Source organism: Xanthomonas vesicatoria ATCC 35937 (assembly GCF_001908725.1).
GTDB classification, from domain to species: Bacteria; Pseudomonadota; Gammaproteobacteria; order Xanthomonadales; family Xanthomonadaceae; genus Xanthomonas; species Xanthomonas vesicatoria.
Genome location: NZ_CP018725.1, coordinates 3,913,257 through 3,926,491, shown reverse-complemented (window position 1 = coordinate 3,926,491; position 13,235 = coordinate 3,913,257). Strand labels below are relative to the sequence as shown.

At 63.9% G+C, this 13,235-nt stretch carries 12 protein-coding genes and 1 other RNA gene; 6 read left to right on the top strand and 7 right to left on the bottom strand.

The window, feature by feature from the left end; all coding sequences use genetic code 11:
- The first annotated feature begins 67 nt into the window (after positions 1-67).
- Complete coding sequence (locus BJD12_RS16990) at positions 68-913, top strand: histidine phosphatase family protein (RefSeq protein ID WP_074059432.1); 846 nt, start codon at positions 68-70, stop codon at positions 911-913.
- A gap of 3 nt (positions 914-916) precedes the next feature.
- Positions 917-1,735, top strand: a complete 819-nt coding sequence (locus BJD12_RS16985) for a hypothetical protein (RefSeq protein ID WP_005991535.1) — start codon at positions 917-919, stop codon at positions 1,733-1,735.
- A 140-nt stretch (positions 1,736-1,875) separates the two neighbouring features.
- On the opposite strand, the gene BJD12_RS16980 is transcribed toward BJD12_RS16985, so the two are convergent.
- A complete protein-coding gene (locus tag BJD12_RS16980) occupies positions 1,876-2,811 on the bottom strand; it encodes a Gfo/Idh/MocA family protein (RefSeq protein WP_005991537.1) in 936 nt (311 codons plus the stop codon).
- A gap of 107 nt (positions 2,812-2,918) precedes the next feature.
- Here BJD12_RS16980 and BJD12_RS16975 point away from each other — a divergent pair.
- Together BJD12_RS16975 and BJD12_RS16970 are read left to right on the top strand one after the other, a co-directional pair.
- Positions 2,919-2,995, top strand: a non-coding RNA gene (locus tag BJD12_RS16975) — sX9 sRNA.
- Positions 2,996-3,401: 406 nt separating this feature from the next.
- Entirely contained in the window at positions 3,402-3,710 is a 309-nt protein-coding gene (locus BJD12_RS16970) for a VOC family protein (protein ID WP_005991541.1), read from the top strand.
- A 93-nt stretch (positions 3,711-3,803) separates the two neighbouring features.
- Here the strand turns inward: BJD12_RS16970 and BJD12_RS16965 are convergent, their stop codons facing one another.
- On the bottom strand, positions 3,804-4,781 hold the full coding sequence (locus tag BJD12_RS16965) for an NAD(P)H-quinone oxidoreductase (protein WP_005991543.1): 978 nt from the start codon (positions 4,779-4,781) through the stop codon (positions 3,804-3,806).
- Between the two features lie 129 nt (positions 4,782-4,910).
- Positions 4,911-5,147, bottom strand: coding sequence for a hypothetical protein (locus tag BJD12_RS16960; protein ID WP_039424262.1), 237 nt, complete (start codon positions 5,145-5,147; stop codon positions 4,911-4,913).
- 195 nt (positions 5,148-5,342) lie between these two features.
- On the opposite strand from BJD12_RS16960, the gene metF reads away from it, so the two are divergent.
- On the top strand, positions 5,343-6,170 hold the full coding sequence (gene metF, locus BJD12_RS16955; protein ID WP_005991547.1) for a methylenetetrahydrofolate reductase [NAD(P)H]: 828 nt from the start codon (positions 5,343-5,345) through the stop codon (positions 6,168-6,170).
- Between the two features lie 140 nt (positions 6,171-6,310).
- Positions 6,311-6,898, top strand: a complete 588-nt coding sequence (locus BJD12_RS16950) for a hypothetical protein (RefSeq protein WP_042827904.1) — start codon at positions 6,311-6,313, stop codon at positions 6,896-6,898.
- 240 nt (positions 6,899-7,138) lie between these two features.
- Here BJD12_RS16950 and BJD12_RS16945 read toward each other — a convergent pair whose 3' ends face one another.
- The 4 genes from BJD12_RS16945 to BJD12_RS16930 all read right to left on the bottom strand — a co-directional run bounded on the left by BJD12_RS16945 (position 7,139) and on the right by BJD12_RS16930 (position 12,961).
- Positions 7,139-7,684: a P-loop nucleotide/nucleoside kinase family protein gene (locus BJD12_RS16945; protein WP_005991552.1), complete on the bottom strand. Its 546-nt coding sequence runs from the start codon at positions 7,682-7,684 to the stop codon at positions 7,139-7,141.
- Positions 7,672-8,619 carry a Nudix family hydrolase gene (locus BJD12_RS16940; RefSeq protein ID WP_005991555.1) on the bottom strand — a complete coding sequence of 316 codons (948 nt, stop codon included), beginning with the start codon at positions 8,617-8,619 and terminating at the stop codon, positions 7,672-7,674. The genes BJD12_RS16945 and BJD12_RS16940 overlap by 13 nt, the downstream gene beginning before the upstream one ends.
- A gap of 119 nt (positions 8,620-8,738) precedes the next feature.
- Positions 8,739-9,107 (bottom strand): VOC family protein, encoded by a 369-nt coding sequence (locus tag BJD12_RS16935; RefSeq protein WP_039424253.1) that lies wholly within the window; start codon positions 9,105-9,107, stop codon positions 8,739-8,741.
- A 134-nt stretch (positions 9,108-9,241) separates the two neighbouring features.
- Positions 9,242-12,961, bottom strand: a complete 3,720-nt coding sequence (locus BJD12_RS16930; protein WP_229003622.1) for an autotransporter domain-containing protein — start codon at positions 12,959-12,961, stop codon at positions 9,242-9,244.
- Positions 12,962-13,235 lie beyond the last annotated feature (274 nt).

The following is a 13,235-nucleotide window of genomic DNA, read 5'->3' as shown; positions in this document are numbered from 1 at the left end:
TGTCGGCAACTCCTGTCGCAACGCGATCGGTCTCACCGACCAGTGGTGTATTACCGGAGCCCAGCCGATGCCTTTGTACTTCGTCCGTCATGGCGAGTCGCTCGCAAACGAACAGAACTATTTCGCAGGCGCGCAAAACTCGCCACTCACCCCGCTGGGCCGTCGCCAGGCGCATCAGGCAGCCGACTACGTTCGTCAACGCGGGCTGCACTTCGACCAGGTCCACGTTTCAACGCTCGAGCGCGCGCAGGCAACCGCTACCATCATCCTGGAGGGCGTCATCGGGACACCGCAGGTGATCTCCAGCGCCGCCTTGGTGGAGCGCGATTTCGGCATCTTCGCCGGCAAGAACAAGACGCTGATCAAGAAGTCGATCGGCCACCGTGACTATGACGCTTGCTTCCACGATGCCGGCGGCGCACCACCCGACGGCGAACACTGGATGGACATGTATGCGCGCTGCAAGCATTACTACGAGACAGTGCTTGCACCATTGGACCGGCAAGGACAACAGGTCCTGGTGGTAGCGCACAAATACATCGTCGAAGTGTTTGCGCTGATCGCCTCCGGCCTGCCACCTGCCGACTACATCGACTTCCGGCCCAATTCCCGGCCGCTGTCGTGGGACGAGCTCAAGCAAATGACTGCGCGCAGTTCCTCGCGCATGAACTATCTGGGCGAGCAGACCGAAATCCACCTGTTGCAATGGATGATGCTCGCCGCGCTAGGCGGCTTCGCGCTGTCATGCGCGGGTGTCCGAATGCCGCATGTTGCCAGCACCACGGCCATCGTCGCATTGCTGGCAGTCAATGCGTTCTTCCTGTCGGTACGCATCGAGGCCGGGGCCTTGCGCCTGAACCGGGGGCCGGAAAACATCGCGCTCGGTGTGCTCAGCGTGGCACGCGCACTCTGAGCCATGCTGTTGCTCACACAGTTCCAGAACGAATGGATCCATGTGATCGGCCTGTTGTTGATCGTGCCGCCGGCATTGTCGGTGCCGACCTTCTCGCTGGCACGCGGCGGCGATTACTTCTTTGCAGCGCGCTATACGTTGGTGTTGTCGGTGCTGCTGCCGCTGCTCTTGCTGGTGTTGGTTGTGGATCACCGTGAGCTGCTGGGCAATGCGCATGCGCTGGAGCGATTCTTCTTGGTGCTGCTGTTTGCCTTGGCACTGCCCGCGCTGGCCGCACAAGGCTGGCGACGGGCACGTCCGATCGCCGCCGGCAAACTCGCGACCAACTGGGGCTGGGTGGGTGCATTGACGATGGTGCCGATGGCCTTGCTGGTCGGGCTACGCACCGAAGGAACTGCACTCGTCCAGACGTTGACGCATGGCGGTTGGCAGGCCTGGGGAGCATTGCTGCTGCCGTTTACGCTATTGCTGGCTTTCCGCGTGGGCAGTGCCTTGTACTTACGCGCGCACCAGAGCGTCACCGGCAAGCGCATCAATGCCGGCATTGCAGCGGATATTCATTTGCTGCAAACCTCGCCCAATATCTTCCTGTGGCTCAGTCTGCTGCTGCCTGGTACCTTCACACATGTGCCCACGTTGGTTGCCGGCGCCTTGTTGGGTTTTTTCGCGTTTGCCCTGCTCGATGAGACGTGGGTGGTCAGGCGTTTCCGTGCGCAGATCGCCCCAGCGCTGCGCAAGCCGGCTGGTTCACCCACCTCGGTGGCAAATGCCCACGATGCCGAAAACATCGAGCAAGACGAGGTGGCACTGGAAAGCCGTTGATAGCATTGGCAGCGACGCTGCCCCTGCACGCGTGACGCGATCGCGTTGACGTCACCGTGCACACACGCGATCCCGTCAGAACAACACCGACCCATGGCCGGTGTTGTTCTTCATTACGGTCACCGCAATAGCGCCATCGATTACCAGGCAAACGGTGCGGTGACCGTACGTGCCCCGAGCAGGAACGCATCGGCCACATGCACGAACGGTGCGACATCCACCTCCGATTCGCCGGCACGTACCAGCTGCACAAATCGCCGATACAGGCCATCGTATTCACTGGATGCAGGCAGGTCCCGGGCCTGCCCGTCGATGTGCAGTTTGGCGCCGCCTTCGCTGAGCATCAGCAGGCCCTGGGTGGTCTCCACCTCGATATCCCAACGCTGCTGGCCGGTCTGCAGGAAGTCGAACTCGGCCGTCACTGGCACGCCGGCGGTATCGACAAACGCAAGCCTGGCGTACAGCGGCGCCTGACGGTTTTGCGGCGTATGCAGCTCAGCCTCCCTCAACGCGAAGCTGCGCGGCAGCAGGTGAGTGACGATGGACAACGCATTGATGCCGGGATCGAACACGCCCATGCCGCCGGGTTCGAGAATCCAGTCCTGCCCGGGATGCCAGTGGCGGATGTCTTCCTTCCAGGTGATATGCGCACGCACGACCTGCTTGTCGGCCAACCACGCGCGTGCAGGTTCAACGCCCGCCGCGCAACGCGAATGCCAACTGGTGAACAGGCTGCGCTGCGCATGCTGCGCCACCGTGCGCAGGTCGTCGATCTCGGCAAGCGTGGCGGCCGGCGGCTTTTCCAGAAACACATGCCGGCCAGCAGTCAACGCCGCTTGCGCCAAGGCATGCCGCCCGACCGGTGGCGTGCAGAGCGCGACGGCTTCGAGCTCCGGATGCGCGGCGAACGCTTCGTCCAGGGTGTGATACGCCGGGACGCCGTCGACCGTGCCATGCCGGCTGACCGTGGCCACCAGCTGCACGTCCGCACGCGCGGCGATGGTCGGCACGTGCTGGTCGCGGGCGATCTTGCCGATACCGACAAGGGCAATGCGCAATGCGTCTGGATGCTTCATCGAAACCTTCGTGCTGTTAGGGGGCTCGCGACACTGCGCTGCCTAAGCGCAGCTAACAAAACTATGGTGCTTGCCGCCAGGCAGGCGTGGCCGGTGCTCGGTGCGGCATGTACCACGCGTAGACTCTGGCTCCTCCGCGCCGTCCACACCCGCCTGGCGACTGCTCGCTACGTTTTTACCGTTCTCAGGCAAAGGCAGCGGGCCGACGCAACGTATAGCGAGGCCTCCGGCCACATGTGCGACGGCGCAGTGTACGGTCAGGCGACGCCCCGCCGCGAGACATCGCTCCTGCTTGTTTTGCTATACCTGCACGGGACGTGTGGTGCTTCCTTCAGCGCTGCGCAGCTGCAACGCCTGTCGACAGGTGCGATACAGGCCGCCGCGCCGATTGCGCCACGTCTCTTGGAGGCCCGCAACCCCTGCAGCGATTGACGTAGTGCATCCGCGCGGATCAGGATCGCCGGCCGGCACGCGGGTGCCACACATCGCAGGACTGCATCGATGCTGCATCACGTCTCCATTGGCGTTGGAAACATCGAGGCATCGGCTGCCTTTTACGACGCCGTGCTGGGCGTACTCGGCTATGTGCGGTGTGGTCGGACCTGGCACCGGGCAGGCTCGATCAGGCCGTCGGCTACGGCCGCCCCGGTGGCGAGGATTGTCTTGCGTTGAAACAACAACAGGCCACGCAGTGCGCGCCGGGCCGCGGATTCCATCTCGCATTTGCCGCCAGCACTGCTGCTGCGGTGGACGCCTTCCATCTGGCCGCGCTGCAGCACGGCGGCCGCAGCAACGGCGCCCCGGGTTTGCGACCCGAGTACGGCGACGCGTATTACGCCGCGTTTGTCATCGACCCTGACGGCCACCACATCGAAGCGGTGGTCGACCGCACCGCATAAGCATCTGCCAGCGGTATCGGCGCGCATCGCCTTGCCGCTGCGCTTTCAGTCGACGGGCATCTAGCGGAGATCGCAGCGACGGCCGAGCGCGGACTACATTTCCAGCACCACCTTGCCCAGATGGCTGCCCTGCTCCAGATAGCGATGCGCCGCGGCCGCCTCGACGAGTGGGAAGCGCTTGTCGATCAGCACGCGGATCTTGCCTTGTTCGATCCATGGCCACACCACGCGCTCGACTTCGGCCGCAAGGCGCGCCTTTTCGTCGGCAGTGCGCGGACGCAGCGTCGAGCCGGTGAGGATGGCCTGCTTGCGCATCAGCTGCGGAATCGGCACCTCGATGGTCGAGCCGGCCTGCGAGGCGATATAGACGATGCGCCCGCGCGGGTTGAGCGCTTCCAGCGTATCGGCAAAGACCGCGCCACCCACCATGTCGAGCGACACGTCCACGCCGCCATGCGCCTGGGCCACGGCCACAAACGATTCGCTGGTGGAATCGATCGCCACATCGGCGCCCAGCTCGCGCGCTTGCGCCGCCTTGCTGGCCGAGCGCGCGGTCGCCAAGACATGCGCACCGGCGGCCTTGGCCATCTGGATCGCGGTGACGCCGATCCCGGACGTGGCGCCGTGCAACAACAGCCACTCGCCAGCCGCCAGCCGGCCGTGCTCGAACAGATTGGTATAGGCAGTGAAGATGGTTTCCGGCAACGCGGCCGCCTGGACCAGATCCATGCCGGCGGGAATCGGCAGCACATGCCGCGCATCGACCGCGGCATATTGCGCATAGCCTCCGCCGCCCAGCAGCGCACAGACACGATCGCCCACCTTCCAGCGACCGGCTGGCTCCACGATCTCGCCGGCCACTTCCAGGCCCAGCGTTTCCGGCGCGCCCGGCGGCGGCGGGTAGTGCCCTGCGCGCTGTAGCAGGTCCGGGCGATTGATGCCCGCCGCGTGCACGCGAATCAGCACTTGTCCGGGGGCCGGACGCGGGCGCGGTTGCTCGGTGGCATACAGCGCGTTGGCGTCGCCCTTGCCATCGCGGATGGCGACAGCGGTCATCGTGGTGTCGGACATGAAGGGGCTCCGTAAAGGGGCGCCCAGTGTAGGCAGGCAGATGTAAATGCCTGGCGTAGAGCGTGCGGCGCTCCACGCCACGCCTGCATCACGCGCGCCTGCGTGTACAACAGACGCGCGTGGCAGCACTCACTCCGCCCTAGGGGCGGCGCCCTGATCGATGTACCGGCGGATCGCTTCGAACACCTTGGAGGTACCGTCGTCCTGGCCAGACGGCAGACGCGCTGCAAAGTCGCTCAGCAACTTGCTGCCGTCCATGCCGGGCTGCTCGGCCAGGGCGAGCGCTAGATCGCCGACGCTACGCGCCAGCGCGACCCAGATGCGGCCCAAGGATTGGGCGATAACGTCCATTTCCTGCTCTTGCACGTCGCGCTCCAATCAAGCGGCGTGGTACCCGAACTTACCGCGGGCGCCGCGCCATGCGACAAGCGTAGACAAGCGGGCCCGGCCATGCGGCGGTCCTTGCACGCTGACATCGCCAGCAATCGGCACCCGCAACCAAATATGCATTCATCGCGATGAAGCGATATTATTCGAGCACGATCCGCCGGACCCGCCGCGATGACGCATCTCAGCTTCGAGTTTTACCCGCCCAAGACCGACGACCAGCGCGCGCAGCTGGACCGCACCGCAACCAAATTGAAGGGCTATGCGCCCGAATATGTGTCGTGCACCTTCGGCGCGGGCGGCTCCACGCTCAGCTACACCTCCGAGACGGTGCGCCACCTCAAACAGAAGCACGGCTTCGAGGCAGCGCCGCATCTGTCCTGTGTTGGCGGCAGCCGCCAGGAGATCCGTGAACTGCTCAAGCTGTATCGCGCCATTGGCTGCACCCGCATCGTGGCGCTGCGTGGCGACCTGCCCTCGGGCATGGGGCATCCGGGCGACCTGCGCTATGCGTCGGACCTGATCGCCTTCATCCGCGCCGAGCACGGCGATGCGTTCCGGATCGAAGTCGGCGCGTACCCGGAAACCCACCCGCAAGCGGTCGATGCCTTGAGCGACCTGCGCTACTTCAAGGCCAAGGTTGATGCCGGCGCCGATGCGGCGATCACCCAGTATTTCTACAACGCCGATGCCTACTTCCATTTCCGCGATGCGGTGCAGCGCATGGGCGTGGAGGTACCAATCATTCCCGGCATCATGCCGATCTCCAATTTCTCGCAGCTGCGGCGTTTTTCCGAGCAATGCGGTGCAGAGATCCCGCGTTGGATCGGCAAGAAAATGCAGTCTTACGGCGACGATGCCGATGCGGTGCGCGCCTTTGGTGCGGACGTGGTGGCCAGCCTGTGCGAGCGCCTGATCGCCGGCGGCGCACCGGCCTTGCACTTCTACACGCTCAACCTGGCCAAGCCGACTACACAGGTCCTGCAACTGCTGGGCCGCTGAACGCCGCCACGCATCGGCCCACGTGCGGCAATCCACCGGTAAACGATTCAAGCGACGCGTGTGCGGCCAGCGACACGCGCGCAGGCGCGCAATCTTTCGCGTTCCTCGCCAGCTCACGCGCGCCCGGCTACGCTGCGCGGATGTCTCGCCTCCTGCCAGTGATGTTGCTACTGCTCTGCCTGCCTGTCGCCACCGGCGTAAAGGCTCAGGAGATCCGTCGCTGCGTTACCCCGGACGGGCAGACCATGTTCACCGATCGCCGCTGCGAAGATGTGGGCGCCGCAACGCGAGCGCCACCAGCCCCGCGCCCGCAGGGCGATGCCGGGCTGCATCGCTATGGCTGCCCACGCAAGCTGAGTGAGCTGGTGTCGCTCCTGCAAAGCGCCGTGGACAGCCGCGACGTCAATCGACTGTCCAGCCTGTACCTGTGGAGCGGCCAATCCGACGCGGCCGCCAACCAGGTGCTGAGCCGGCTGGAAGCCATCGTGCAACGTCCGCTGCTGGACATCGTGCCGATGTATCCGCAGGCCGATACGCCTACCTGGGATGCAGACACTTCCACGACAACGCCATCCCTGGATGGCAGCGCAATCGACGCGCCATTGCCCGCGCCCACACGTCCGCGCCCATGGGGGTTGCGCCTGGAACAGAACCTCGCCAGCGGCACGCCTGCGCGCAGCGTGTTGCGCTTGCGCCGGCAGTACAACTGTTTTTGGGTGACGTTTTAAGGCGACCTACGAACGGACTGCGTCGACCACACAGCCGTCGCCACTCGTGCCAATGACACGCGCCGGCGTAGTTTTTTGGACACTCGCCTGTCGCGCCAAACGACGCATGGCGACAAGTTTTTCAGCAGCCACCTACTGGTACGAGATTGGATCGGCCCATCGCACACATGGGCTGCGGCGCCAGACTGCCTGTCGTCCGAACGCCCTATCGACATGACTCCGGCCGCACGCAGGCCCACATCAGGATGCGCTGGGAGGCGGCGCATCAAGACGGCGCATGATCTCCACAACTGCCTGCCGCGGGCTCAACATCGCGCTGTCGATCACCCAATGCGGCTCGGTCCAGACGCGATAGTCATGCGCCACCACAGATGACCACTCCGGCGGACGCAGTCCTGGGATCTCGCTACGTCGCGCCTCCACGCGCTGCCGGTGCAGCGCGCGATCGCTGCAGACCACTTCGATCTCAAACAGGCGGCTTTGCGTGCGCTGCGCCACCTCGCGCCAGGACGCCCGCGTCACTGGCAACGGGTTCACGCAGTCGGCAACCACCACACGGCCTTGGCGCAGGTTTGCCTGCGCGAGTGCGTAAGCGATCAGGTAGCCGGCTGGCCCGACCTTGTTGGCGAGCTCACCACTGTCGCGCAATGCCTGCTCGATGGTGTCGATCCGCAGATAAAACGCTGGGCATTGCGTCAACAAGGCCTGTGCGATGGCGCTCTTGCCCACACCCGGCAATCCACCGAACACCACCAACGTCGGCGGCGATTCGCTTACTGCGGCCACAGCGAGCGAATGGCCGCAATGCCTTGCGCGCCATGCGCGCGTGCTTCGCGCAGGTCGGCCGCCTGCATCCCGCCGAGCGCGTAGATCGGCAACGACACCTGCTCGCGCAAGGTCTCGAAGCCGTCCCATCCCAACGGTGTCGCCCCGGGGTGCGATGCGGTGGCCCGCACCGGGCCCAGCACCGCAAAATCGCAGCCAAGTCGCTGCGCATGACGCAATTCTTCCAGCCCATGGCACGAGGCGGCCACCAGTTGTTCTGCGGGCAGCGGGCGCTCCTGCAAACCGGCCAACTGCTCCGATCCCAGATGCACGCCGATCCCTAGTTCCGCAGCCAGCACGATGTCGCGATTGAGCAACAACTGCGCGCGCACACGGCCGCGCAGGTTCATCACCTGATGCAACAACGCCTGCCAACGCGCTGGCGCGACCTGGCGCCCGCGCAGTTGGATGCGGGTCACCCCGTCCTGCAGCGCGCGCTCCAGGCCCTCCAACCAGCGCGTATCGTCCTCGGGTTCGGGCGTGATCAGATAGCGATCGGGCTGACGCAGCACGCCCACTACCGGCACATCGGCCGGCGGCATCGAATAGCGAGTGAGCTTGTCGGCGGCCACCCAGGTCATCGCCTGGCCCTCGCGCCCGCGCGGGCTGCCTTTCCAGCTCACGATGTGGCGCACCTCCAGGCGCAGGCGCTTGTCCGGATACAGCTGCGGCACATCCATGACCCACTCGCCGACCTGAGCCTCGATGCCGAGTTCTTCATGGAGCTCGCGCACCAGCGCCTGCTCGGAGGTTTCGCCGGGCTCGCGCTTGCCGCCAGGGAATTCCCACAGGCCGGGCATGTCGCGGGTTTCGGTACGGCGCGTCAGCAGGATGCGGCCGCGCGGGTCGGTGATCACGCCGGCAACGACGTGGATGGAGCGAAGGGAATCGGGCATGCAACAAGAGTGCCGCGAGTGAGCGGTCCAACGCAATCGCTTGGGGGCTGGGATTCGTAATTCGGGATTGGTCAAAGCGCAGCACGTGCTTGTGCCAATCCGAACCCCAAGTTCCGGCCCTACAGCGGCTGCCCGATTCGCCACAGCACGCCACTGGGATCATGCAGGGTGAAATCGCGCGCGCCCCATGGCCGATCTTCCGGTGCACTGAAGCTCACACCGAACTGCTCATCCAACCCCACGTCATGCAAGTGCTGCCACCATCCGTCGGCATCGTCCACCCACAGATGCAGCATCAGGTTTTCGGCCAGCTCGCGCACATAGAAATCCTGCAGCAAGAACGCGCAGTGCGCACCGTGCCGAAAGCAGGTGACGTTGCCCACCTCGTCCTCCTGCACGAATCCCAGCGCACGATAGAACCGCTGCGACAGCGCGTAATCGCGCGCAGGCACGAACACTTTCAATTGCTGGCTGGCTAGAAGTGACACGACCGCACTCCACCGAGAACGTGGGTCGAGCATACGCCCAGGCGAGCATCGCCAGTATCGCGCCGCAGGCGACCAGCAATGACGAAGGGCTCCTTGCGGAGCCCTTCGATGTAGGTTCAGCAGACCGATGTCGCTTAGAAAGCGACCTTCCAGTTCAACTGCGCGCCCACCTCACGCTGACCATCGCCTGCACGTCCCTGCCCAACTAGGGACAGGCGGCTATTGGCGGAGGTGTTGAGGGAGACGCCGAGCTCGGCGATGCCGACATTGCGTGCCAGCGGTACGCCGCCAACCGTGAATGCGCTGCTACCGGCAACGAATCGCTGGCGGGAATCGGCGCGTAGTTCACCAGCGGCATTCTGCCAGGCCAGGCCAGCTTCCAGGCGTGCACCATCTTGCAGACCGCCACTGATATCCCAAGAGGCCCGCACGCCAGCGGTGGACGTCCACACTTCATCCTTGCTGGCATCAATCGCCAGCGCCGCACTGCCGCCAGCTTCCACTCCCGCGTCAGTGGACAATCGCGTGTAAGCTGCGGCGACGTGTGGGGTCAGCGTAAGGGCACCCAGCTCGAAGTCCCAGCCGCCCTCAACAAAAGCCGACACTGCGTCAGCGTCGTAACGACCGCCCAAGCGCTGGGCAATACCGGTCCCCACGCCGACAGTGCGTTCGGTGTCTATCTGGTAGTCCGCATAGCTGGCAGCGCCGTTGATCCATACAGCCTCGCCACGATAGCCACCATATAGCCCGGCATGCACCGCATCGACGTCGGAGGACGCGTTACGCGCCTGTAGCTGCTGACGCAGCGACTCGGCACCGGCGGCAAGCCCGACCGTCCAACGCTCGCCAAACGACCAGTCCACACCAGCCATCAGACCGTCGCGATTCTGGCGAGCACGGGCAGCGGAGCCATCACCATCCTGCCGATTGGAAGCGCCACTGCCGGCAACCCAGGCCGACGCACCGCCGTCTTCGGTAAAGTCCGGGGCCTGGCGCAGGCGCTGGCTGATACCTTCCCGCAGAAAACGGTCTTCCAGCAGCAAGGCACGATTGCTGGCATGGACTTCACCCGAGAGATCATCGAATGCAGCACGGGCAGTATCGGCATCCATGATCAGCAGACCGTTATAGAGTGCCAATGCATCACCGGATTGCCGCAGCGTATCCAATGCCGCAGCGGTAGCACGCTGGTTGCCGCTGATTGCGACCGTACCGAACACCAAAGGCGGGGCAATGGGAGCAACCGGGGTGACAGGCGCGATCGGCGGCGCAGGTGTCACCGGCGTAACCGGATCGACCGGGGTGACCGGAGTACCCGGATCGACAGGTGGGGCCGGAGTGACAGGCGGAGTAGTGTCCTTCACCGCGAGGGTCAACTGCACCTGGTTGGCGGTATAGACAACGCTCGGGTCTATAAAGGCAGAGCGCGAGGTCACTTGGTCGAAGCGGCCTTGCACCCCGCCAGCTGCCTCCAGAATCGTATATGTCTGGCCGTTCTGATAACTGACAGACGGGTCCAGCGCAGTCACGCGCAACGCGGCGTCGGCGGTGTTGGTCAAGCCGGAGGTACGGCCCAGATAGGCCGTGCCGCTCACGGCGAGCTGATCGTTCTGGCCGTTGCCGAGCACATCGACGTCATAGAACGATGTGCCGCTAATCGTGGCGCCCAACCCATTATTTGCAGAAAGGTATAGGTCTCCATCGAAGGTCATCTTGCCGATGCCGTTCTGGCCCGGCGACAAAGTGCCACCGTCGCCAAGAAAGGTGTCCCCGAGCCTGGCGTTACCGGCCAGGATGCCTTCGCCAGTTACCACAGCAATCGAACTGCGTACAGTCTCGACCGTGCTACCCAGATTGATCTGCTGTTGAAAACCTGACGTACCGTTAAGCACCAAAGTGCCGCCGGACACAGAGATCTCCTGGACAAGTGCTCGGCTGGGATTCGTGTAACCCTGACCGGTGTAAAGATCCGAGTTGATCAGCAGCGTGCCGCCAGTGACGTTGATCTCACCTCCGAACGCGGTCAGATCGCCATCCAAGCGAGTATTACCGGAGAGTTGTAGCAGTTGTCCGCCGACCCACGTATTGCCGCTGGGCACGCTTCTGATGGTGTTCGACAAAGTGGCATCGCCAGTGTGATTGAACACCAACCCACCGGAATTCACCTCCATCGAGATCGGCGATGCAGATAGTTGCCCGACCGCTTCGGCAGCGCGCCAAACCGGCGCAGTGGTGGCGAGCGACCACTGGTCCATGCCCCCACCCAAAGCCAGATAACCTGCGTTGCCCAGCGTAATCCCGCTACCGCCATCGATGCGGCCACCGCTCGCCGCGCTGAGCACCCCATAAGGTTCGAACACAGTGCCTCCAACGGTCAGACCGTTGGCTGTGACGATCGCTGATCCGACACCCCTGACGCGAACCTGATCGTGCTCAAGCCGGGGCGCAAACGTCGAGGAGTTGAGTCCGCCGGAAACCGACAAGGTATCCGTCGTGATCACTGCGCCGTCGAGTATCTCGACATTGGTGAAGGCCCGCATCGCACCACTATTGGTCCAGTTGGAACCAGCACCAGTAAGCGTCGCGTTGGTCCGGGTATTGGCGTAAGAATCATAGAAGGCAGCAGTGGTCGAACGGATCGCCGCACCGCCTTCAACCAGCAGCTCATTGCTGACATCAACGCGCGGGGCTTCGATCGCCGAACCAGTACCACTGACCACGATACGGCCGGTCTGGCCAAAGTTCTCGCTGATGCCGTGGGGGAGCTCGGCACGCACGTCGGTGGTTGCACGGAGCACAGCGCCGCCGGACAGAGTGAGGCTTCCGTCGCCGTTGGAGCCGACCGAGACCGTGTCTGCGTTGATCCTGCCTGTGCCGGTCACGGTCACCACGCCACTGGAATCGCTATGTACACCAAGGATCAGCTCTGCGGTATTGAGCTCACCACCAGCAGCCACGTTAACGGTGCCGTTGCTGGTGCCGTTGTTGCTCAGGCTGATGAGGGTGCCGCCCAGATGTACACCGCGGTCTGCGTTGACTGTGCCGCCATTACCGATGTTGAGGGTGCCGTCGCGGACCATGCCGACCAACAACAAATTGTCGGCGATGGCCAGAGTACCGCCATTGCTGACATTGACCGTACCGGCGCCATTGGTGCCGTCACCGAGGCTCATGCCGTAGTTATTGACCACCGAGTACGGGCGTGTTGTCGTGACAGTGCCGCCGTTCGTGATGTCCATGGTGCCAGTGCCGCCGCGGCCGACGCGGATCTCACGCGCGGTGAGCGCCGATCCGGCCCCGGTCACCAGCACATTGCCGCTACTGCCCTGCTGGTTGCCCAAGGTCATCAAGCCCGCAGTGGTGGCCTGGCTACCGCCCTGCAGCGTCAAGTTGCCGACGCCGGCTTCACCCACAAGCAGGTCCCAGAAACCGCTATTGATGGCCAGGCGTGCACCCGGGCCAGTCAGCCGCAGGGTGCCATTGCCAGCCGCGGTGCTGCCCAGCGAGATGTCTTCCTCGGAGGTGACCACAGCAGCGCCGCTGACATCGACCACAACCGTGCCGTTCGGGCCAACGCGGAAGCCATCGGTATACACGCGCGAGCTAGTGATAGTTTCATCGCTGTTGAAATCGAATACGGCGGCAAACGCGGAAGGCGCTGCAACTGAGCCGAGCGCAGCCAGCATCGCCGTGCTCAACAGAGAACGGTGGCAGAGGCTGAAGCCGGTTGTGCGAGGGGGAAAACCCTGAGAGGTGGCAAGTTCGGATGCAACCTGCATCAAACCGGTGGCGCGGTTGAGCACCAGGCGATAGATCCTGTTCATGAAGCTCCATTTGATGTTGATCAAGGACACGATGACGCCGCAATGCGCGGAACGTCGCGGCGTGCTTAGGCCCGGCGTATTGCAGGCGACGCGGGCTCACAAAGGTAAATGCTCGCCGCACCGCGACCTAGGCTGCACGCCCTGGCGTGGCGTAGGCGTGCACCTGAAGATCAAGTCAGTTTTTTCCTACTAGTGCATATGAGCTATATCTAAATTGCCAAGTATCAATCAACGATTACTACCTTCGATGGAATTTCCGGCAAGCAACGCAGTGCCGATGAGTCGTCGGCCCAAATAAAAAACC

Bases quoted from the DNA above. Each gene is read 5' to 3' on its own strand.
- BJD12_RS16990 (WP_074059432.1), top strand. From the start codon at position 68: ATGCCTTTGTACTTCGTCCGTCATGGCGAGTCGCTCGCAAACGAACAG.
- BJD12_RS16985 (WP_005991535.1), top strand. From the start codon at position 917: ATGCTGTTGCTCACACAGTTCCAGAACGAATGGATCCATGTGATCGGC.
- BJD12_RS16980 (WP_005991537.1), bottom strand. From the start codon at position 2,811: ATGAAGCATCCAGACGCATTGCGCATTGCCCTTGTCGGTATCGGCAAG.
- BJD12_RS16965 (WP_005991543.1), bottom strand. From the start codon at position 4,781: ATGTCCGACACCACGATGACCGCTGTCGCCATCCGCGATGGCAAGGGC.
- metF (WP_005991547.1), top strand. From the start codon at position 5,343: ATGACGCATCTCAGCTTCGAGTTTTACCCGCCCAAGACCGACGACCAG.
- BJD12_RS16950 (WP_042827904.1), top strand. From the start codon at position 6,311: ATGTCTCGCCTCCTGCCAGTGATGTTGCTACTGCTCTGCCTGCCTGTC.
- BJD12_RS16940 (WP_005991555.1), bottom strand. From the start codon at position 8,619: ATGCCCGATTCCCTTCGCTCCATCCACGTCGTTGCCGGCGTGATCACC.